Genomic DNA, 21,004 nt, shown 5'->3' on the forward strand with positions numbered 1-21,004 from the left:
CAATGTTTCTGGTTCTCTCTAATGGATATTCTCTTCCAGCCAACGGATTTTCCTCCTCTTAGAATCTGTAGTGAGCAAATGCCTTGTTAGCCTCTGCCATCTTATGAACTTCTTCTTTCTTCTTCACGGAAGCACCTGTGTTGTTAGATGCATCCAGAATCTCGTTTGCCAGTCTGTCTTCCATGGTACGCTCGCCTCTCTTACGAGAATAAGCGGTCAGCCAACGAAGGCCAAGAGCCTGACGTCTGTCCGGTCTTACCTCGATCGGTACCTGATAAGTAGCACCACCGATACGTCTTGCTTTTACTTCAAGAACCGGCATGATATTGTTCATTGCTTCTTCAAATACTTCGATTGCTGGTTTTCCAGCTTTTTCTTCTACTTTAGCAAATGCGCCGTATACGATTTTCTGTGCAACGCCTCTCTTACCATCCAGCATGATGTTGTTGATCAGCTTGGTTACCACTTTGTTATTGTATAACGGATCTGCTAAAACATCTCTTTTCTGAGTATGTCCTTTACGTGGCACGTTACTTCCCTCCTTAACCATCATTCGATTAAATCATCGGTACTCACACTTATTTGCAGTATGTCCGCGCGTGTAACTTCTCTATAAATCCGCAGCCGTGGGGATTTATGGAATAACGCACAACATTTCGCTTTTTTGTGATACTAGATATATCTCGAATTCGTTTTACTTAATTATTTCTTTTTCGGTCTCTTAGCACCGTATTTAGAACGGGCCTGTTTTCTGTTAGCAACACCTGCAGTATCAAGTGTACCACGGATGATGTGGTATCTGGTACCTGGCAGGTCCTTAACTCTTCCTCCACGGATCAGAACAACGCTGTGCTCCTGAAGGTTGTGGCCTTCTCCTGGGATGTAACTTGTTACTTCGATTCCGTTGGAAAGACGAACTCTGGCGATTTTACGAAGAGCTGAGTTAGGTTTTTTCGGTGTAGCAGTCTTAACGGCTGTGCACACACCTCTCTTCTGAGGAGAAGACATATCTGTGGATTTCTTTCTCAGAGAATTGTAGCTTTTCTGCAGTGCCGGCGCGGTAGATTTCTTTACGGAAGTCTCACGGCCTTTTCTTACTAACTGGTTGAATGTTGGCATTCCATTTCACCTCCTGATAGATTTCTCCGTGTGTCCCACGGGGTTTCATACGGCTGCTTTAGTTCAACATAATTGCTTTGCAGCTTTTGCGCGCACAAAAAACAGTCTTTTACGCACGCTCGTTTATTATATCGTCTGTCCTTTCAAAAGTCAAGGGGGAAATTCGCAAAAAATCGCGTATTTACGCGGCTTCTGCGGATTTCCCCCGTTGCTGCATTACTGTGCAAAAGTATTTTTTCTTCCTATTATAATCTCACCAGATTATTTTCTGACATTTTCTGTTTTTTCGTTAAAGCGGACGGTTCCGGAAGGCCGGACACGCATCACACCGCTTCGGCTTCTCCTCGCTCTGTGCATTGCCCCAGAGATCACGCGCTTTCTCTTCGGCACACCCTTTGCACCAGGGAAACATGCGGGCATTGCTGATGTAAAAGTTCTCAAAGGTTGTCTCGTCGTTGTTGATGTCAAACTGCTGCTTTCTCGACAGCTCTTCCGTATGTTCTGCAATCCAGGCCTTCTGCCCTTCGGTCGCCGGGTGCCCCGGTCCGCCGAGGACGTAATCCATATCGGCATGGAGATTTTCCGGTTCGCCTGGTTTGTGGAAGCCTACAAATAAAATATAACCGCGGCGCAGAAGCTCCTGGATCGGCTCGTCCGTCTGGCCGTCCGGACCTAAAACCGCCCGCGCGGTCTGCGCATGAAAATTTTCTGTTTTGGGATAGAATTTCCCAGTTGGTGCTAAAAATCCATCTGCCATTTTCTTTTCTCCCATGTTCTCATTTGCTGTATGCTTTTCTATACCATAACCGATTTTTTCAAAACAGACAAGGTTTGTTTTACTGGATTCTTTTTTTAATCTGTGCTATACTCTTTCCCGTGCATTTATGCAATCGGATTTACCCGTCTTTTTGCGGGTGTCCGGACTGGTTCGTGAACTTCCCAGTATAAAAAACCAAGTATCTCAAAATTTTCATCAAAGGAGATTGGAAAATGAATGCAAGAAAACTGATCATCGACTGTGATCCGGGCATCGACGATTCTCTCGCCCTGATGCTTGCCGCGGCTTCGAAAGAGCTGGATCTTGTCGGCATCACCACAGTCAGCGGAAATGTACCCGCTTCTATGGGCGCTAAAAATGCCCTGAAAATTCTTTCTATGATTGGAAAACCAGATGTTCCGGTTTATGTCGGCGAGGAGACGCCTCTGGTCCGCGACTACGTGGACGCGATGGACACGCACGGCATGGACGGCCTCGGCGAATCGGGCTGGCCGGATGCCGAAGGCCTTACGCCAAACAAGGACGCTGTTTCTTTCCTGATCGAAACCTTAAAAACAACCCCTGATGTTACCATTCTTGCCCTCGGGCCGATGACGAACCTTGCAAAAGTCATCTCCCGCGCACCGGAATGCCTGACAAACCTGACATCTCTCGTCTCCATGGGCGGAAGCTATAAGAGCCACGGAAACTGCTCCCCGGTTGCCGAATACAATTACTGGTGCGACCCGGATGCCGCAGCCGAAGTGTTCCGCGCTTTCTCCGATCTGCCGCAGCTTGCAGGTAAAAAACTTCATATGATCGGGCTGGATGTCACCAGAAAAATTGTCCTGACGCCGAATCTTGTGGAATATATGAAATGCGTGAATCCGCAAGCCGGAACCCGCATTGAGGAGCTGACGCGCTTCTACTTTGATTTCCACTGGAAACAGGAAAAGGTCATCGGATGCGTCATCAACGATCCGCTCGCGGCCGCTTATCTTGTGGATCCGTCGCTCTGCAGCGGTTTTGATGCGTATACGCAGGTCGAAACCGGAGGCCTCTGCATCGGACAGACGGTTGTGGATGCCATGAATTTTTACCAGAAAGCACCGAACAGCCACATTCTGACGCAGGTCGATGTGCGCCGCTTCTTCCTGATGTTCTTTGAGCGTGTCCTCGGCGTGCCGCAGGAGGAATCCGCACCTGTTCTCGACCAGATTCTCACCGCGCCGCCGGTCTTCCCGCATGAGACGATGTTTCAGAAGGGAGGCGAGGTAAGATGAGTACAAATCGTACGTTAAAGCTCACGACGCTGGCGCTCTGCGGTGTCATCAATATTCTCGGCGGTACCATCGCTCTGCTGCTTCGCCTTCCGGTTTATCTCGACTCCATCGGAACAGTTCTGGCTGCCGCCCTGTTCGGACCTGCTGCCGGCCTCGTTCCGGGACTGATCTCCGGACTCATTTCCGGTATGACGAGTGATGTCTATGCATTTTACTATATTCCGGTACAGCTTGTCATCGGTCTTGTCGCCGGCCTTGTGTTCCGCAGACTCCGCCCGTCCCATGCGGCAGGCTCCCGCAGTGAGAGTCTTTCTCTCCGCACTATGGGCTGGAAGCTGTTTCCGGCAGCGCTTGTGATTTCGCTTCCGGGCACGGTGGTAAGTTCCACCATCACGGCAGTCGTTTTCGGCGGCATTACTTCCTCCGGCTCTACCGTACTGGTACAGCTGCTTCACAGTCTCGGTATGAATCTGACGCTGTCCGTCTGCGTTGTACAGGCTCTGACCGACTTTGTGGACCGAATGATCGTCCTTGCTGTCGTTCTTGTGATTCTGCCTGCTGTCCATTCTGCTTTCGGCAGTCTTTCCATGAAAAGCAGAAAATAATTCGTATCTATAGCAAAACTCCGGAAAAGCGGTGGTTCCTGTATCAGGAGCATCACTTTTCCGGAGTTTTTTTATTGTCTCTTTATTCCCTTATTCGCAGGCGCGGATCCATACCTGCATTTCACCCTCGCCGCGGTTGTTCCACATATAATACGGGATCAGCTTCAGCTCGGTAGTTTCTTCTTCCTCTTTCTGATACAGGTGATACAGCGGCTGTTTTTCTGCATCACCCATTTTCACGCGGCGTCCCTCGGCGGATACGCGCACAAAGTGCTCACCCATCTCATCGACTGCTTCTGCGGTTTTTGCACCGTTGACACAGATTTTTGTCAGATGCAGATTCTTTCCGTTATCCACTTCCTCCATGCAGTAAACGACTGGTCCGCGTTTTACCGTGACGCGGCCGGCGTCCTCACGCACAAGCGGGTTGGATGCCAGAAGCTGGATTTCCATCGGGAAGTTCAGGCGGATGGTCTCGCCTTCTGCCCATACTTTTGTCACATACAGATAACCGTCTTTTTCTTCCACTTCTGCTCCTGCCGGGATCTCTTTCTCATATCCGCTGCACCAGCCCGGGATGTGGAATGCGAAGGTGTACGGTTCTGCTGTATCGCTCTCGCAGGTCAGGGAAACGTGGCCGTCCCATGGGAACTCGGAGGTAATGGATGCTTTTACTTTTTCGCCTTCCAGCGTTCCGCCCATATACAGGTGGACAAACAGAGTGGTGTCATTCTCGGTGTATGCATAGGATGCAATCGAACTTACTGTTCTTGCCAGGTTCGGAGGGCAGCACGCGCAGCCGAACCATTTCTGGCGGATCGGTTTTACATGGAATTTCCGCTCATCCTTGTGGCATGCCTCCGGCAGTACTTCCAGCGGGTTGACGTAGAAGAAGCTCTTTCCATCGAGTGCCATGCCGGACAGAACGCCGTTGTAGAGGGCTAATTCCATGATATCTGCATACTCTGCTTTTGCCTGGATTTCCAGCATGCGGCGCGCGAAGAACACAAGACCGATGGATGCACAGGTTTCTGCGTAGGCGGTGTCGTTCGGCAGGTCATAGTTGAAGGAGAACGCTTCTCCCATATGGGTTGCACCGATTCCGCCGGTTACATACATTTTCTGATGGACCATGTTGTTCCAGAGGGTTTCGCAGGCTTTCAGCAGGCTTTCGTCCTGCGTTGCTCTCGCTACATCGGCCATGCCGGAATAAAGATAAACGGCACGTACCGAATGACCCTGCACCTCATCCTGCTGACGCACCGGACGGTTTGCCTGGTTGTAACCATAGCGCTCTTCGCCCTCCGGGCAGGTCAGGCCGCGCTCAATGTCGTAGTAGTACGGTTTTGTTCCGCGCTCGTCGATGAAGTATTTCGCAAGATCAAGATACTTCTGCTCGCCGGTCAGATCATAGAGACGCATCAGAGCCATCTCTGCAATTTCGTGACCCGGATAACCTGCTTTTTTGCCCTCGCCGTGACCGAGTCTGCTGGCAATAAAGTCCGCGAAACGCTCTGCTGCTTTTAAGAGACGGTCTTTTCCGGTCGCCTGATAATAGGCTACGGCGCCTTCCGTCAGATGACCGAAGCAGTACAGCTCATGGTTGTCCTTAAGGTTTGTAAAAATCATATCCTGATCGTTGATCAGATAGTAGGTATCGAGGTATCCGTCTTCTCTCTGTGCTGCGCAGACAGCTTCAATTGCTTCATCTGCCGTTTTTTCCAGCTCCGGATCGGGATGCTGTGTCAGGGAGTACGCAACTGCCTCCACCCATTTGGTAAAATCGGTATCCTGGAACAGGAAGCCATAAAATCTTCCGTCCATTTTGCCATCCTTCGGCAGTGTCTCAAAAGTATCCAGCGGATATTTGATCTGAACAAATTTGTCTCCTTTTGCTTTCCGTTCTTTTTCAACTTCACCGGCGCGGCGGTAGTTCCGCATACAGAAGCTCGGTGCTGCTCCCGGAACATTGTCATTTAAGGCATTCCACTGATACGGAATTACTTCGGTGCGGACAAGCTCCATCTCTTTTTTCCAGAATGCATCAGTAACCTGGACTTTTGCCAGGGATAATGGTTTGCTGAAGTTTTTCTGATCCATTTTTTCTGTCTCCTTTTTCGTTGTCTTCCGCCGCCTCCTGGTTTGAAAAAGATATTTTCCTTGCTTTCAGGGATGGGAAGCGTTACACTTCTTTTGACGGCTGTTTTCCTGTTTTTCTATAGTTTTATTTTAGCAAAACGGACCGCTGTTTAAAATACAAGAATGTTTGAAAAGGTTTGAAAAAGTCATATGATCTCTGTTTTATTTCCAGATGCCGCCTGTTTTACCTACGACCTCTGCGGCAAATTCCAGTCCCCGTCCCCGGAGTGGATGCACCTGACACGGAATCTCGTCAATTTTGAACTGATGGTTGTGACGGAAGGAACGCTTTTTATCGCGGATGAACGCCGCTCTTACGAGGTTCACCCCGGCGAATATCTTCTTTTGCCGCCGACCGTCCATCAGCATGGCTCGAAAAAGGGAAGCTGCTCTTTCTACTGGCTCCATTTTATCCCTGGTATCCCCTCCGCACCGATCATCGCTCCTTCTGACCCGACCGCCGGATCGATTCTGGATGAGTTTCATGCTGCACCGCCATCCTCCTACCGCCTTGAGGACCTCGCTCCCTCCCGGCTTCCATCCAACTACCCCGAAACGTTATGCATCCCGCGCCAGGGAACGCTTTCCTCCCCGAACCGCGTCATCATCCTCATGAAGCAGCTCCAGGACACTTCCCTGCGTTTCCACAACACGTTCCTCAACAACAGCCTGACCGCCGCTGTTCTCGGCGAAATCAACTGTCAGAGCCCCTTCTACCGCACCTACACTTCCGAAACGCAGCGGACGCAGATCCTGCAGGACATTATCAGCTACATCCAGTACCACAGCAGCGAGTCCCTCAAAGTCACCGAACTCGCCCGTTATTTCGGCTACAACGACAAATACCTCTCCTCCCTCTTCCACGAGGGCACCGGGATGACGTTAAAACAATTCATCCTGAAATCCAAAATGGACAGCGCAATGGCTGAGCTGACGGATACGAATCACACTGTTTCTCAGATTGCTTACAACGTCGGGTTTCAGGATGCACATAATTTTTCCACTGCTTTTCGTAAACTCACCGGGATGACGCCGGGGCAGTACCGGAAAAGCTACGCTGCCCGGAAAATTTCTTTTGAATAGGACGGAGGGGTACGACCCCCAGGCACAGCGGAGCGTCCGCCCCCACGGTGCTGTTTCGGAGGGGAAGAGGCTGTAAGAGGCCGAAAATTTGCTAAAACCGGAACCGGGCTCCGCAAACTCCCTTCGGTCAGACAGTGCTGCGCCCGGCTCCAACGCAAATTTCCGCCCTCTAACATCCTTACCCCTCCTGCAAATGCACCGCGGGGGCGGACGCTCCGCTGCGCCTGGGGGCCCATATACGTTGTGGGGGACGGAAGTGATTTACACAATGAGTGGATTCACTTATTCTTTAGAAATTTACTGTTTCTTTTAGAAAATAGACATACTTTGCTCACATTTCTTCTCTATACTATATCTCAGATAGTTGATGAACCACTCAAAACTATCTCCCCCCTCATTATGAAAGAGCAGCCCGCACACCCGCGGGCTGTTCTTATTTTTTGCTTCCCCCACCTCCCACTCCCATCCTGTTCCGTCTGCGCGCTGCTTACCACCTTCCCGTCCTATTCTGTCCATATGGCAGCCGCGCCTTTTCGTAACGTAGATGCCGGCGGCGTCCGGGATGCTTTCCCGGGGGGCGGGGCATTGGGATGGGCGGGGTGGAGATCCAGAAAAAACAGATGCGGTCCGGCAGGATGCCGCCTGGTGCTCAACACCAGGGGGCAAGGCGCACTGAGACGGGAAATTATCGAATTTCCTGTCGAATTGCGCCGGTTCCTGTCGAACCGCATCTGTTTTTTCCGGCGGATCTCCCCGCCCATCCCACGCCCCGCACCCCGGGAAAGCATCCCAGACGCAGGCGGCCTCACAGCCTCACGTAGAATCGCATTACTCTTCCGCAGCCTCAATCGCCGCAGTCTCAATAATAAACTTCACGCTTCCATCCATTCCATTTGCCTTACCACTGTAAGAAGTATAAGCGCATTTATCCGAATTCAGCGCCTGAATCCGATCCAGTACATCTCCCAGATCATCCTCAAAGGTACTCTTCAGCTTGCTGGTACCCTCTTCTTCAAACTTCTTCGTACCGTCAGCCAGTTCCTTCGCACCATCAGACAGCTCGTCAATACCATCCACAACCTTGCTGCTTCCCGATTTCAGATCCGAAGCTCCGCTTGCCAGAGTAGAAGTTCCATTTGCCAGTGTAGAAGCTCCGCTCGCCAGAGTAGATGCTCCGCTTGCCAGCGTAGAAGCTCCGCTGTTCAGTTCAGAAGCTCCGCTTGCCAGGGAAGAAGTTCCGTTTGCCAGTGTGGAGGCTCCGCTTGCCAGCTGGGATGCTCCGCTTGCCACCTGAGAAGCACCGCTTCTTAAGCTTCCGCTGTTTGCAGAAAGTTTTGCAGATCCATCGCTTAACTGGCTTCCCAACTGTCCAAGACCTGCGGTCAGCTGTGTCGTGCCGCCCTGCAGAGTCGTAACACCTTCAACCAGAGCCGGTGCATTTGCTTTCAGCTGGCTTGCACCGGAAAGCAGCGTATCATTGTAAGCACTCAGCTGGGTGAATCCTGCATTCAGTGCATTAATGCCTGCTGTTGCTTTTGCAAAGCTCTCATTTGTGCTGCTGTACAGCTGGCTCACACCTGCGGACAGAGTACCGATGCCCTTGTACAGAGCACTTCCGCCTGCATCAAGCTGTGCCACACCTGCGGTCAGCTTCTGCATCGCGCCGAGATTCTGCTCAACAACAGCTTTATTGTCTGTAATGGTCTTCATCTGTTTCTGCATCGTCTCAAGCTGCGGCATCAGCGCTGCAACCGTCTTCTGCAGATCGCTGTACTGGCTCTTGATATCGCTCATCTTCTGCTGCATTGCTGCAAGACCGGAGAGATCCGGGCGCTCGATTTCGAAGTTCAGTTCCGGAAGGGTAATCTGCGGAGCTGTAACCGGAGTAACCGAAACGGTTCCGGCGGAAGCGGAAACGCTGACACTTCCGATCTGGTTTCTTGCTTTGCTTAAGGAATCTGCAAGCTCTGTATTTCCGGCGCTCTTTGCTGCGGAAATCTGTGCATCCAGTGTAGCCGCTGCTGCAGAGAGCTGATCATTTGCCTGTTTTGCTGCATCGGCGGATGCCTGGCTTGCTGCTGCATCAGCTGCGCTCTGTGCTGCTGCTGTTGCTTCCTGGTTCAGCTGTGCTGCTGCTCCGTCTGCCCATGCCTGAACCTGTGCTGCCATCTGGGTTCCCATCTGCGTTGCCTGATTCGTGATCTGTGCCTCCAGACCGCTTAAGTAGCTCTCAAGTCCTTTGGACAGCGTATCCATCTGGCTCATCAGCTCGTTGCCGTTTGTCATCATGCTGTTGACAGATCCTGCGATTGTGGTGTTCAGAACCTCGGAGAGTGCCTCGGTCTCGGAGATCAGGGTAGAACCGGTGCTGGTCATACCGTCTACCATCGTCAGAAGGCTCTGTACATCGGTGCTCTGCAGCTGCTCGTTCAGACTGGTCAGTCCTTCGGAGAGCTGTTTTGCTCCTGCTAAAATATCATTCTCATCTTTTCCATCGAGTGCTGCGTTCAGTGTTGCGATTGCACTGTTTACCTCGGTCAGGCCGTCTGCCAGAGGCTGAAGCTGCTCAGCGCCTGCTGCAAGCTGTTTCTCGCCTGCTACATAAGAAGCAACGCCGTCGGACAGCTGTGTTGTTCCGTCGGTGTACTGTTTTACGCCTGCAACGACTTTATTCACACCGTTTACATACTCGGTTACGCTTCCAGTCAGCGCACCGTTCTTTCCAAGATACGTCTGGATTGCTTTATTCAGGGTATCAGCGCCCTCGGTGTAGGAGTTTACGCCGCTTGCCAGAGAAGAAGCTCCGCTGCTCAAGGTGGATGCTCCGTTTGACAGGGTAGCTGCTCCGCTGTTTAAGGTAGAAGCTCCGCTGTTCAGAGTAGAAGTTCCGTTTGCCAGAGTCGATGCTCCGCCTGCCAGAGTCGATGCTCCGCTTGCCAGGGTGCCGGCTCCGCTGTTCAGCTCGTCAGCGCCGTCTTTTAACGTTCCGATACCGTCATCCAGCTCTTTGTAGCTGTCTTTTAAAGTATCCACACCATCGGAGAGTGCCTTGGAACCGTCAACCAGTTCCATTGCAGCATCCTCAAGGTCATTCAGTGCATCCTTCAGGTCATCGTATCCGGTGATGTTGTCGGTATCGATGGTGTCGAGAACATCGTCAAGTGCAACGGTGAAGGTAGAATCCAGAGCGAAGTTTTCCACATCTGCGGTGATCTCCAGGCTCTCCGGCAGTTCGAAGTCGCTGTCACCGGATACCAGATCTTCCAGGGAATCGGAATTTAATCCCAGACTTTCTTTCAGTCCCGGCATACCAAATCCGACAACAATGTTTCTGCTTCCATCGGAAATGACTTTACCATTGTCGATCTTGACATTGGAGAAAGTATCCTGCGGAAGAATCATTCCGGTCATCAGGACGAACGGGGTGTACATCGTCTCTTTCTTGCCGTTGATGTCAACCGTTGTCTTTGTATTGTTTGTATAGTCCACTTTGATTTTCAGTTTTCCGCTCTTTCCAGCCAGGTCATCCGGTTTGATTTCCTTGCCGTCCAGATAATAGGTGAACTTCACGGAAACCGGAAGCTCTTTTGTGGTTGTTCCCTGATAATAGATATCCTCGCCGTCTGTCTGCCAGGTCAGCTTGTTTCCGCTCTGGGTGAACTCCTCGTCGCCCTTTACGTTTTTGATGTCCTTCAGTTCACTCTCATCTTTCAGGTTCTTTTCCGTTCCTGCGTTCTTCAGCCAGTTGGATACGGTGATCTGATCTTCCGATCCGTCTGCATTTGCATTTACATATACGGTTTCTTCTTTGGAAACCGCTGCGTCCTCTCCTGTCGCTGCATAAACCGGAGCAGCTCCCATAACAGCAGCCATACCAACAGCAAGACCAGACATCATCTGTTTTCTCAGTTTTCTGTTTCTATTCATTGTGATAAACTTCCTTTCTGTGGTTTTTATAATGGTTTTTTATGATGAAATCCAGGATCATAAGAGAAGTAAAACCCGCTCGGAGTAAGATACTGCGGGATACTGTTTCCCTCAGATCGAGGATGTTTTTCCTATGCCTTTCAGTCATCTAATGTTATAACGCAAAAATGACTCTTAGTCAACATTAAATACTGCACAAAATTGACGATCGGTCATTTTTTTCTTCGTGCATAGTCACAAAAATGAGAAAATTAGTCATTTTCCCTTTGACAGTTTCCATGTATGATACCTATAATTATAGACAAGATAATGACACACGCTTTTGATATCTTTCAGGAAAGGAGACTCTCTGTGGGAAAAATTGATAATAACAAACAAATGAAGCGTGAGTCCCTTCTGGACTCTGCTTTCTCGCTCTTTATCGACAACGGCTTTAATAAAACCTCTATTTCGGACATCGTGAACAACGCCGGCGTTGCAAAGGGCACCTTCTATCTTTATTTCAAAGATAAGTACGATATTCGAAATCATCTGATTGCGCACAAGGCAAGCCAGGTATTCCAGGCTGCCTATACGGATCTGCTGCGTCATCCGGATATCCAGGATTTTGAAGAACAGGTTCTTTTCATCACCGACAATATCCTAGACCAGTTTGCTGCCAACCACAGCCTTGTGACGCTGATCTCCAAGCACTTAAGCTGGGGGTTCTTCAAAAATTCACTTACGTTTTCCCCGTTCAGCGACACACCTGCCATCTACACGATTTACGAATCGCTGCTCTCCCAGGCGGCATATACGTACCGCTCACCGGAGCTGATGTTCTATATGATTCTGGAACTCGTAAGCGGTACAAGCTACAACGCCATTCTGTACCAGCAGCCGATCCCGCTTGAGGAATTAAAGCCGGAGCTCTATGACGCCATCCGCGGCATTTTCAAACAGTTCCGGATCCGTAAAAAACGGAAAGTAACAGAAAGTACGGAAAAGACAGTTTCGTCAGCACAGCAGCCTGATCATCCGGTTCCATTAAGGGCAGAGCAATAAAAAAATACTTTCGCGGAATCTTCCAGCCCAAGAAACCACGAAAGTATTTTTTTGTTCTTTTTGATTACATCTGCGTTTCCAGATATTCGGCAATCCGCTGCTCCATCACCGGGACGAGCCACTCAGCGTAGCCGGCCTTCATCGGATGGATCGGATCCTGGAGATACAGTTTCCGTTTTTCCGGCGAAACGCTGTTGATCCGTTCGTCATTCCAGAAATCAATCACGCCGATCTGCCATTTCTCCTGGATTTTCAGAAGTGCTTCCACCATCTTTGCGTATGAGTCGGAATCGTACTGCGGGTTGGTGTAGAACATCACCGGGCAGTGCCACGTTTCTTTTGCATACGCAATGATGTACTCGATTGCGCCGCAGACGGTTTTGACATCGAAGCTGTCCAGATCACGGGATTCCGAAATTTCGCCGAGCGGGCTGTTGCGCGTTGCATCGTTCGTAGAAAGCTGGCAGATAAACAGATCCACCTGGCGCTCCTGGGCGAGATTGTCGCGCATGCGCTCGATGTAGGAATCCTCGCCGTTATCGATCAGTGTCGTTCCATTGACTGCCTCCTTAATACAGGTACAGCTGTCTTTTTTTGCTATGTATTCTGCAAACGAATTATTGTGGGCCGCAAAGCCTTTCGTCACGGAAGATCCCAGGAAGACAACCGTCTTTCCTTTTAACGGACTCGTCTTTTTAAACGGAATCCGGGAAACATCGTACCGGACGGAATTTCCTTTTTTGAAGTAACCAGTTTTCTTATTCATTCTATATACGCCGCCGACGGCTAAGGCTGCGCCTCCTGCTGCCAGGATTCCGGCTATGATTTTTGCATCCATGGGTAAACCTCCATTATCTGAGTCAGTACAGATTTACAGATCCTTTCGGATCTTTTTTCGAATACCCCTATCTTACATCATTTTTTCGAAAATGCAAGTAAACTTTGTTGTCGATTTTGTTCCGATTTTGTTAACAAAGTTCGGCTTTTCTGTGTTTCGGTCGAATCCGCAGCGGTTCTGGCGAAAGCTTTCACCGCTTTTTCTCAAAAAAGATTGACTCTCAAGTGTACTTGAGTGGTATAGTGAGAGTAAGATTTTATTTTATCACAAAGGAGAATTCTGTCATGAAAGAAACGGTTTTAGGCAGTCATCTTAGAAAAGTTCCTTCGATTGCAGTCGGATGCATGCGGCTTTCCGAAAAATCGAAAGACGAGATGAATCATTTTATCCATTCCGCGCTGGAACAGGGCGCATATTTCTTTGATCATGCTGATATTTACGGCGGCGGCATGAGCGAAACAGTTTTCGGTGATGCATTTGCCTCCGATCCTTCCCTGCACCGCGAGGATGTTCTGATCCAGTCCAAATGCGGCATCCGCCAGGGCTGCTATGATCTGTCAAAAGAGCACATTCTGGAATCTGTGGACGGTATTTTAAAACGGCTGCAGACGGATTACCTCGATCTTCTGCTGCTCCACCGCCCGGACGCGCTCGTGGACCCGGAAGAAGTTGCCACGGCGTTTGATGTTCTCTTTGAGAGCGGAAAGGTCCACTATTTCGGCGTTTCCAACCACAAGCCGATGCAGATCGCGCTCCTGCAGAAATATGTCCGCCAGCCGCTCGTTGTCAATCAGGTACAGTTCAGCATTCCGGTTTCCAATCTTGTTGCCAACGGCATGGAAGTCAATATGGAGACGCCGGGCTCGGTTGACCACGACGGAAGTCTGCTCGACTACTGTCGGCTCCACGATATTACGCTTCAGGCGTGGTCGCCGTTCCAGATGCCTGCATGGAAGGGATGTTTCCTTGGAAGCGACGAGTACCCGGACCTGAATCAGAAAATCCGCGTGCTGGCCGAAAAATACGGTGTCAGTGATACCACGATTGCAGCGGCGTGGATTCTGCGCCATCCGGCGAATATGCAGCTCGTCACCGGTACGGCAAGTGAAAAACGTCTGAAAGAGATTATTGCAGCGTGTGATATTACGCTGACGCGGGAAGAATGGTATGAGCTGTATCTGGCGGCAGGCCATCCGCTTCCGTAAGGATCTGACCATATTCCATTCCTGATTCGCGCAAAAAGCATTCCTGCTTCGTTTTATCCCGGCAGGAATGCTTTTTCGTTTTCTATTCTTTTTCTATCATCAGATCTCGCCTACCAGATATCCCTGTTTTCCATCGCGCAGGAAGATCGGCAGTGTCTCGATCGGGGCGTCGATTTCGTAGGATTTTCCGCCCTCGTAAACCTCTCCGGTATTTGCCAGGGTCCAGGATGCGCCGGACGGCAGATAGACGGTGCGGCTCGTTGCTTTCGGCTGAACGATCGGGGCTACAAGAATGTCGGAACCGAACATGTAAGCATCGGAGATATCCCAGCACGCTGCATCCTCCGGGAACTCATAGAACATCGTTCTCATGACCGGTGTTCCTTTTTCGTGTGCTTCTGCCATCAGGCTTCTCGTGTAATCGCGCATTTTTTCACGGACACCAATGAATTTTGTCAGGATTTCATAGTTTTTCTCTCCGAAGCTCCATACCTCGTTGTCAGCTCCGGTTCCCTCACGCACTTCGCCTGCCTTGTTGATGATCTCTTCTCTCGGTCCGCGGTTTCCGTGAATACGCATAACCGGGCAGAAAGTACCAAACTGGAACCAGCGCACGAGCAGCTCCTGGAAGTCCGGATCTTCGGTCACACCGCCATGGAATCCACCGATATCGGTCGTCCACCACGGAATACCGCAAAGTCCCATATGAAGACCTGCACAGATCTGTTTGCGGAAATCCTCGTAGGTCGAGAAAATATCTCCGGACCACACGAGCGCACCGTATTTCTGGCTTCCAAGCCATGCACAGCGCACAAGGTTGACAATGTCTTCCTGCCCGTTCTCTTTTTGTCCTTCGTAGAACATGCGGGAATACTCTCTCGGGTAAACATTTCCGATCTCTTCCACCGGGCCCGCGGCGTAGCGGTAGCACTCATACTCGTACGTCGAAAATTCCGGCTCTGCTTCATCCAGCCAGAATGTGCGGATGCCGAGATCTGCATAGTTTTTCTTTACTTTTTCCCAGACATACTTTCTCGTTCTCGGATTCGTTGCATCCAAAAAGACATTATTTCCATGGAACAGCATCTGAACATCAACACCTGCATTACTCTTCACAAGAAGTCCCTGCTGTTTCATTTCTTCGTAATTTTCACTTCTCCAGTCGATCTGCGGCCAGATGGAAACCATCGTCTCAATGCCCATCTCGTGCAGCTCGTCGATCATTGCCTTCGGATCCGGGAAGTATTCCTCGTCAAAACGGTAATCACCGCATCTTGGCCAGTGATAGTAGTCGATCACGAAAACATCCAGCGGAATGCCGCGTTTTTTGTACTCGCGCGCCACATTCAGTACCTGCTCCTGATTGTAGTAGCGCAGTTTGCACTGCCAGAAGCCAAGACCGTACTCCGGCATCATCGGAACTTTACCAATGGCATCTGCAAAGTGCTCTTCAATTTCCGCCGGGGTATCGCCTGCGGTTACCCAGTAGTCGAGCTGCTTCGTGGTGCGTGCCAGCCATTCTGTCGTATTTGTTCCGAAATGAACCTCACCAACCGCTGCATTGTGCCACAAGAAACCGTAGCCAAGGCTCGATACATAAAACGGAATGCTCGCCTGCGAATTGCGGTGCGCCAGTTCCAGGTTGCAGCCCTTCAGGTTCATTCTCTCCTGCTGATACTGTCCCATACCGTAAATCTTCTCATCCGGGTTGGAATCGAAGGATACTTTTAACTGATAAGCGCCGCCCTTTAATGCACGGTAATCGTGCGCCCGCAGGCAGAGTGCTCCGCCGTTCGCGATCTCGGAGAGCAACACCTCGCCCTTCTGGTTCAGAAACGTAATCCGAAGTTTCTGTCCCCAAGGCTGAACTTCAAGAACCGCCTGGATTTTACCATTTTTGATCGTCGCTTTCAGTTCATCCACCAGCTCAATTTCCGCTTCCACCGGCTCCGGATCAAGCAGTGCAATGCTTCCCTCTTCAATCTCCGAGAGAACCGTACCTCTCACCCGAAGACTGTCCTTCTGCCACGGCTCCACCCGAACCGTCTCCCCATCCTGCCGGAAAATCAGCGCATTTCCCTGTTTCTCAAAATACTGCATAAAAACCTCCCTTTCCAGAGCCCGCCGCCCATAAGCGCACGTGGGCTCTATTGTTTTCGTTTACTTTCTACTTAGCATTATACTAACATTTCGAGCAGAATACTTGACCTTAATTTTCATGTTCTAACACTATTTTGATCTTTTTTCAGCAAATCAAAATCCCCGCCATAATCAGCAGGGATTTTAATTTACACTGTAAACACTAGATATTTACCCGAACATAATTATTCATATTGCCTATTGAAGTGACATCTCTTTCTTAAGGAGTCAGAATTCGCCTTTGCGTAAGCTCTCCCGTTTCCCAATTTCTTCCTTAGCATTCCTCCCATTCTTTCCCCATCTCACCCCCTCCTTAGGGAACAGCGCCCTTTCGGGCGCGCCTTCCCGTCCGTCCCCACCCTCAGCAGGGGAAAGGCGGGCTGTGGGTGGGGCGGGAAACGTGTGCGGGGGAGGGGCATTGATTTGGATGGGAGAGGGACTGGAACGAGACGGCGGGAAATGAGGGAGATGAAATCCGGCTCACAAAGCCGGATTTCAAGAGACTCTGAGTCGGGAAAACATCAGTTTTCCTGACGAATAGTCTCGGTTCTTCCTCATTCCCCGCCGCCTCGTCCCAAGTCCCTCCCCATCCAAATCACAGCCCCTCCCCCGCACACGTTTCCCGCCCTGCCCGCAGCCCGCCTTTCCCCTGCGTCCGTTTTTCAACGCAAAGAACCCCCGGAGCCATTACAGCCCCGGGGGTTCTCAGTATTTCATTTATTATGCAAGCTTCAAAGCATTAACCTTAACTCCAGGTCCCATAGTAGGAGCCAGAGTAACGCTCTTCAGGTACTGTCCCTTCAGAGTAGCCGGTTTTGCTTTGTTGATTGCACCGATCAGCGTCTGGAAGTTGTCGCTTAACTGCTCCTCAGTAAAAGAAGCTTTTCCGATTGGCACGTGGATAATGTTTGTTTTGTCAAGACGATACTCAATCTTACCTGCTTTGATCTCTTTAACGGCTTTGGTAACATCCATAGTTACGGTACCAGCCTTCGGGTTTGGCATTAAACCTTTCGGTCCAAGTACACGGCCCAGACGACCAACAACACCCATCATATCCGGTGTAGCAACAACAACGTCGTAATCAAACCAGCCATCGTTCTGGATTCTCGGGATCAGCTCCTCAGCTCCAACGAACTCTGCACCTGCTGCAACAGCCTCATCAGCTTTTGCGCCTTTAGCGAAAACAAGTACACGAACCTGTTTTCCGGTACCGTGCGGCAGAACAACTGCTCCACGGATCTGCTGGTCTGCGTGACGTCCGTCACAACCAGTTTTGATGTGAACTTCGATTGTCTCGTCAAATTTAGCAGTAGCTAATTTCTTAACTGTGGAAATAGCATCTGCCGGATCGTACTGAATGCTACGATCAACTGCTTTTGCAGCCTCTAAATATTTCTTACCATGTTTCATTGTCTAATAACCTCCTGGTGGTAGTTGCGGGAATCTCCCTCCCACGTCAATACGAGAAGATGTAAACTCTTCTTCTAAATTAGTCCTCTACAACGATACCCATACTTCTTGCGGTACCTGCGATCATGCTCATAGCTGCCTCAACAGTTGCTGCATTCAGGTCTGGCATCTTCATCTCTGCGATCTCACGAACTTTGTCCTTAGAGATAGTAGCAACTTTCGTTTTGTTCGGAACGCCGGAACCAGATTTCAGGTTGCAGGCTTTCTTAAGCAGAACTGCTGCCGGAGGAGTTTTGGTTATGAAGCTGAAACTTCTGTCTGCATATACAGTGATAACTACAGGGATGATCAGGTCTCCCTTATCTGCTGTTCTTGCGTTGAACTCTTTGGTAAACTGTACGATGTTTACTCCGTGCTGTCCAAGTGCAGGTCCAACCGGTGGTGCTGGTGTTGCTTTACCAGCAGGAATCTGTAATTTGATATATCCTGTAACTTTCTTTGCCATTTTACGGCACCTCCTAAATAAATGTGGTAATTGCGGGAATTTCCCTCCCACGAAACGCCCCTGGGGCATTTCTTACATCTTCTTGACTTCTGCGAAACTTATTTCTACCGGCGTTTCGCGGCCGAACAGCTCAACATTGATGGTAACCATCTGTTTTGTATCGTTGATACTCTGAATCAGTCCGGTTGTATCCTTCCATGCGCCGCCTGTTACAACGACTGCATCGCCGACTTCAAGGTCAAGCTCAACCTTTTCCTCACCACCGGTGATTCCAAGGTTCACCATTTCCTCATCCGTAAGCGGTACCGGCTTGGATCCCGGTCCTACGAAGCCCGTAACACCTCTGGTATTGCGGACAACATACCAGGTATCGTCGTTCATGATCATGTTGATCAGAACGTAGCCCGGAAACAATTTCCGGAGTACCTGTTTCTTGGTTCCGTTCTTGACTTCAACAACTTCTTCCATAGGAACACGTACTTCCAAAATCTGATCCTCAAGATGACGGTTCTCAATTGTTTTCTCAATATTGGCTTTTACTTTGTTTTCATAGCCCGAATAGGTGTGGACTACATACCAGTTTACTTCTGACATTCTGACACCTTTATCCTTATTTGATCAATAAATTGACGAACTCGATTACAGCGCTGTCAACCAGGGTGATTAACCCGCAGGTTACTGCAGAGATCGCTACGACTGCAACGGTCTGCTTGCCCAGCGTTTTGTTGTCAACCCAGATGATTTTTCTGAACTCTGCTTTCAAGCCCTTGAACCAGCTCTTTTTGGATGCTTTTTTTTCAGTTTCTGCCATTGGATCACCTCTTACCAAAGATTATTTGGTTTCTTTGTGCATTGTGTGCTTTTTGCAGAATCTGCAGTACTTCTTTGTCTCCATTCTCTCAGGATGGTTCTTTTTCTCTTTTGTCATGTTGTAATTACGCTGTTTGCATTCAGTACATGCCAATGTGATTTTTACGCGCACGACTTCCACCTCCACTGTGTATTTGCGTTATCGCTTGTGATCCTTGCGGATCAGCGGCGGTCTCTTCGTTTCTGCCCTGCTTTTGCTGCTCGTACTTCAGCAATTTCAGGCATAAAAAAAAGACCTTCTTCCATGTCGCTGGTTTATTGTAGCATACGAACCGCCTCTTGTCAACAAAATTCCCCAAAGTACGCTGAAAATTTTTATCAGTGCGATTCCGCCCGCAAGTCGGTCTGCAGGCGGAATCACATTTGGGTTACGCATCCGATCTGGAATATGCGTTTTTCATCTGGTTGCTGAGTTCAAAGAGTACCTTGTGCAGTGTTGCACCCGTCTCTTTTTTCAGCATTTCAGCGATTTTGTTGTTTGCTTCTTCTCTCAATTGTGTCTGTTTTGTTTCGTCTGTCTCCCCTGCAAGCAGCGCATCGTACTGATGGATCAGTGCATGGCCTTTTGCCATCACCTTTTCCTGATACCGCTCAATGTGGAAGATAGAAGACTTATAGGATGCATCTGCCATTGCTGCCACCATGCGGCTTGCCCAGTAGAAGTTATCTGTGGAAACCTCTCCCGTTGTGTTGGAAAGATACTCCGGTGTTGTCGTCACATCGGTGTAGAACGGAACCAGCACATTGAATGCATTTGACGCAAATGCAATCCACTGCAGAATGCCGTTGTCTCCTTTGTGATCCGGGCGCATCTGAATGACAGAAAGGAAATCGGTCCGGTTGACACCGATGGAGCGGTATGCTCCCTTCCATGATTTATCGCCGTATGCGGCATACGGGTCGTACGGTGTTCCCTGATAGTGGGAGGACAGTACATATTTTACATCCTCTACGGTAATCTTCTTTTCCGGAACCATCATCCACGGAATATCATCGGATACCGGTGTGTAATCGGCATCCGGTCCGTCCCATTTTTTCGTGTGCGGGTTCAGATAGCGCTCCATGAACCAGGCACGCGGTGTATTGTAAACGTGATCGGAATCGTCGTGGCTTCCGAAGGCATCGCGCGGATTAAAATTTCCGTCCATAGAAAGATCCAGATGATATGTCTCAATAAATTCTTTCAAATCCGCTGAGCACATATATTCCTTCTGCTCGCCGAGTGCATCCTCCAGATCAAAATGATCGATGCCAAGCTGGTTCGGCATGGCTACATAATGGTCATCCGGCACTTTCACTGCCATCCAGTGATGGCCGCCGATCGTCTCCAGCCACCAGATTTCATCGTGGTCCTGAAATGCAATGCCGTTCATCTCGTATGTACCATACTGCTCCAGCAGACTGCCCAGTCTTTTGACACCCTCTCTGGCACTTTTAATATAAGGAAGAACAATATAAACAAGGTCCTCCTCACCGATTCCGCCCGGAACCTCTTCTTTTCCGTCTTCCGCCGGCTGATAAACAACAAGCGGATCAGCACCCAGCACACGCGGATTCGATGTGATTGTCTCGGTCGCAGTCATACCGACCTGCGCTGCATTTACGCCGCTTGCTGCCCAGACACCCTCGCCTTTTTCTGCATTTGGCACTGCAGTGTACCGCATCGGATTGTCCGGAAGCTCGATGGTCAGATGAGAAATCTCGGTTTTATATGTTCTCGGCTGCTCCTCCGGGTGAATCACCACAAATTTTTTCGATGTATAATGACCCGCACCGGAATCGTCATTTCGCGCGATCATGGTGGAACCGTCATACGATGCTTTCTTTCCAACTAAAATGGTTGTACAAGGCATAGCTATAGCCCTCCTTTTGTTGTCTTATGCTTCCGATTATGACACGATAAGCTGCGATTTGCAAGCACCATGTTATCTGTCGTTTTCTTCCTTTTTGACAAAATAAACCGTATCAATTCCTTCTCCCCGGTCATCCTTCAGCCGCCTGACAAGACCATATCCCAGTTTGTCCAAAATATGCTCCTGTGCCCCGTTTGTAGACCAGGTACGGAGAGTAATCCGGC

At 49.7% G+C, this 21,004-nt stretch carries 18 protein-coding genes and 1 riboswitch; of the genes, 5 read left to right on the forward strand and 13 right to left on the reverse strand.

The features are described 5' to 3' along the window. Nucleotides 1-58: 58 nt before the first annotated feature. The 3 genes from rpsG to ACY2VW_RS11720 form a co-directional block, all read right to left on the reverse strand. Entirely contained in the window at nt 59-529 is a 471-nt protein-coding gene (rpsG, locus tag ACY2VW_RS11710) for a 30S ribosomal protein S7 (RefSeq protein WP_022463259.1), read from the reverse strand. A gap of 173 nt (nt 530-702) precedes the next feature. Continuing rightward, on the reverse strand, nt 703-1,119 hold the full coding sequence (gene rpsL / locus ACY2VW_RS11715; protein ID WP_022463258.1) for a 30S ribosomal protein S12: 417 nt from the start codon (nt 1,117-1,119) through the stop codon (nt 703-705). Nucleotides 1,120-1,408: 289 nt separating this feature from the next. Then, nucleotides 1,409-1,876 carry a hypothetical protein gene (locus ACY2VW_RS11720; RefSeq protein ID WP_461878189.1) on the reverse strand — a complete coding sequence of 156 codons (468 nt, stop codon included), beginning with the start codon at nt 1,874-1,876 and terminating at the stop codon, nt 1,409-1,411. A gap of 160 nt (nt 1,877-2,036) precedes the next feature. After that, a riboswitch (PreQ1 riboswitch) is annotated at nt 2,037-2,081 on the forward strand. A 28-nt stretch (nt 2,082-2,109) separates the two neighbouring features. On the opposite strand from ACY2VW_RS11720, the gene ACY2VW_RS11725 reads away from it, so the two are divergent. Continuing rightward, nucleotides 2,110-3,159, forward strand: coding sequence for a nucleoside hydrolase (locus tag ACY2VW_RS11725; protein WP_461878190.1), 1,050 nt, complete (start codon nt 2,110-2,112; stop codon nt 3,157-3,159). Continuing rightward, complete coding sequence (locus ACY2VW_RS11730; protein ID WP_461878191.1) at nt 3,156-3,764, forward strand: ECF transporter S component; 609 nt, start codon at nt 3,156-3,158, stop codon at nt 3,762-3,764. Before ACY2VW_RS11725 ends, ACY2VW_RS11730 begins: the two co-directional genes overlap by 4 nt. 90 nt (nt 3,765-3,854) lie before the next feature. Here ACY2VW_RS11730 and ACY2VW_RS11735 read toward each other — a convergent pair whose 3' ends face one another. Beyond that, complete coding sequence (locus ACY2VW_RS11735) at nt 3,855-5,864, reverse strand: glycoside hydrolase family 127 protein (RefSeq protein WP_461878192.1); 2,010 nt, start codon at nt 5,862-5,864, stop codon at nt 3,855-3,857. 189 nt (nt 5,865-6,053) lie between these two features. On the opposite strand from ACY2VW_RS11735, the gene ACY2VW_RS11740 reads away from it, so the two are divergent. Continuing rightward, complete coding sequence (locus ACY2VW_RS11740) at nt 6,054-6,986, forward strand: AraC family transcriptional regulator (RefSeq protein WP_461878193.1); 933 nt, start codon at nt 6,054-6,056, stop codon at nt 6,984-6,986. A gap of 828 nt (nt 6,987-7,814) precedes the next feature. On the opposite strand, the gene ACY2VW_RS11745 is transcribed toward ACY2VW_RS11740, so the two are convergent. Beyond that, nucleotides 7,815-10,913: a hypothetical protein gene (locus ACY2VW_RS11745; protein ID WP_461878194.1), complete on the reverse strand. Its 3,099-nt coding sequence runs from the start codon at nt 10,911-10,913 to the stop codon at nt 7,815-7,817. A gap of 351 nt (nt 10,914-11,264) precedes the next feature. Here ACY2VW_RS11745 and ACY2VW_RS11750 point away from each other — a divergent pair, with 351 nt between their 5' ends. Next, the gene (locus ACY2VW_RS11750; RefSeq protein ID WP_461878195.1) at nt 11,265-11,957 is read left to right on the forward strand and encodes a TetR/AcrR family transcriptional regulator; all 693 of its coding nucleotides are present in this window, start codon (nt 11,265-11,267) and stop codon (nt 11,955-11,957) included. Nucleotides 11,958-12,021: 64 nt separating this feature from the next. Here ACY2VW_RS11750 and ACY2VW_RS11755 read toward each other — a convergent pair whose 3' ends face one another. Further along, nucleotides 12,022-12,795 carry an SGNH/GDSL hydrolase family protein gene (locus ACY2VW_RS11755; RefSeq protein WP_461878196.1) on the reverse strand — a complete coding sequence of 258 codons (774 nt, stop codon included), beginning with the start codon at nt 12,793-12,795 and terminating at the stop codon, nt 12,022-12,024. 284 nt (nt 12,796-13,079) lie between these two features. Here ACY2VW_RS11755 and ACY2VW_RS11760 point away from each other — a divergent pair, with 284 nt between their 5' ends. Beyond that, entirely contained in the window at nt 13,080-14,000 is a 921-nt protein-coding gene (locus ACY2VW_RS11760) for an aldo/keto reductase (protein ID WP_461878197.1), read from the forward strand. Nucleotides 14,001-14,099: 99 nt separating this feature from the next. Here the strand turns inward: ACY2VW_RS11760 and ACY2VW_RS11765 are convergent, their stop codons facing one another. The 7 genes from ACY2VW_RS11765 to ACY2VW_RS11795 form a co-directional block, all read right to left on the reverse strand. Further along, a complete protein-coding gene (locus ACY2VW_RS11765; RefSeq protein ID WP_461878198.1) occupies nt 14,100-16,100 on the reverse strand; it encodes a glycoside hydrolase family 31 protein in 2,001 nt (666 codons plus the stop codon). Nucleotides 16,101-16,859: 759 nt separating this feature from the next. Further along, complete coding sequence (rplA, locus tag ACY2VW_RS11770) at nt 16,860-17,552, reverse strand: 50S ribosomal protein L1 (protein ID WP_461878199.1); 693 nt, start codon at nt 17,550-17,552, stop codon at nt 16,860-16,862. Nucleotides 17,553-17,631: 79 nt separating this feature from the next. After that, nucleotides 17,632-18,057, reverse strand: coding sequence for a 50S ribosomal protein L11 (rplK, locus tag ACY2VW_RS11775; RefSeq protein ID WP_022463245.1), 426 nt, complete (start codon nt 18,055-18,057; stop codon nt 17,632-17,634). A gap of 72 nt (nt 18,058-18,129) precedes the next feature. Beyond that, entirely contained in the window at nt 18,130-18,651 is a 522-nt protein-coding gene (gene nusG, locus ACY2VW_RS11780; RefSeq protein WP_022463244.1) for a transcription termination/antitermination protein NusG, read from the reverse strand. Between the two features lie 16 nt (nt 18,652-18,667). Next, nucleotides 18,668-18,868, reverse strand: a complete 201-nt coding sequence (secE, locus tag ACY2VW_RS11785) for a preprotein translocase subunit SecE (RefSeq protein WP_022463243.1) — start codon at nt 18,866-18,868, stop codon at nt 18,668-18,670. Between the two features lie 21 nt (nt 18,869-18,889). Beyond that, on the reverse strand, nt 18,890-19,039 hold the full coding sequence (gene rpmG, locus ACY2VW_RS11790) for a 50S ribosomal protein L33 (RefSeq protein WP_055219257.1): 150 nt from the start codon (nt 19,037-19,039) through the stop codon (nt 18,890-18,892). 256 nt (nt 19,040-19,295) lie between these two features. Beyond that, nucleotides 19,296-20,780 (reverse strand): C69 family dipeptidase, encoded by a 1,485-nt coding sequence (locus ACY2VW_RS11795; RefSeq protein ID WP_117761721.1) that lies wholly within the window; start codon nt 20,778-20,780, stop codon nt 19,296-19,298. Between the last annotated feature and the right edge of the window lie 224 nt (nt 20,781-21,004).

It is taken from the genome of Fusicatenibacter sp., from assembly GCF_977045365.1.

Coding starts and splice junctions, on each gene's coding strand:
- rpsL (WP_022463258.1), bottom strand. CDS start 1,119: ATGCCAACATTCAACCAGTTAGTAAGAAAAGGCCGTGAGACTTCCGTA.
- ACY2VW_RS11720 (WP_461878189.1), bottom strand. CDS start 1,876: ATGGCAGATGGATTTTTAGCACCAACTGGGAAATTCTATCCCAAAACA.
- ACY2VW_RS11725 (WP_461878190.1), top strand. CDS start 2,110: ATGAATGCAAGAAAACTGATCATCGACTGTGATCCGGGCATCGACGAT.
- ACY2VW_RS11730 (WP_461878191.1), top strand. CDS start 3,156: ATGAGTACAAATCGTACGTTAAAGCTCACGACGCTGGCGCTCTGCGGT.
- ACY2VW_RS11735 (WP_461878192.1), bottom strand. CDS start 5,864: ATGGATCAGAAAAACTTCAGCAAACCATTATCCCTGGCAAAAGTCCAG.
- ACY2VW_RS11740 (WP_461878193.1), top strand. CDS start 6,054: ATGATCTCTGTTTTATTTCCAGATGCCGCCTGTTTTACCTACGACCTC.
- ACY2VW_RS11745 (WP_461878194.1), bottom strand. CDS start 10,913: ATGAATAGAAACAGAAAACTGAGAAAACAGATGATGTCTGGTCTTGCT.
- ACY2VW_RS11755 (WP_461878196.1), bottom strand. CDS start 12,795: ATGGATGCAAAAATCATAGCCGGAATCCTGGCAGCAGGAGGCGCAGCC.
- ACY2VW_RS11760 (WP_461878197.1), top strand. CDS start 13,080: ATGAAAGAAACGGTTTTAGGCAGTCATCTTAGAAAAGTTCCTTCGATT.
- ACY2VW_RS11765 (WP_461878198.1), bottom strand. CDS start 16,100: ATGCAGTATTTTGAGAAACAGGGAAATGCGCTGATTTTCCGGCAGGAT.
- rplA (WP_461878199.1), bottom strand. CDS start 17,552: ATGAAACATGGTAAGAAATATTTAGAGGCTGCAAAAGCAGTTGATCGT.
- rplK (WP_022463245.1), bottom strand. CDS start 18,057: ATGGCAAAGAAAGTTACAGGATATATCAAATTACAGATTCCTGCTGGT.
- nusG (WP_022463244.1), bottom strand. CDS start 18,651: ATGTCAGAAGTAAACTGGTATGTAGTCCACACCTATTCGGGCTATGAA.
- secE (WP_022463243.1), bottom strand. CDS start 18,868: ATGGCAGAAACTGAAAAAAAAGCATCCAAAAAGAGCTGGTTCAAGGGC.
- ACY2VW_RS11795 (WP_117761721.1), bottom strand. CDS start 20,780: ATGCCTTGTACAACCATTTTAGTTGGAAAGAAAGCATCGTATGACGGT.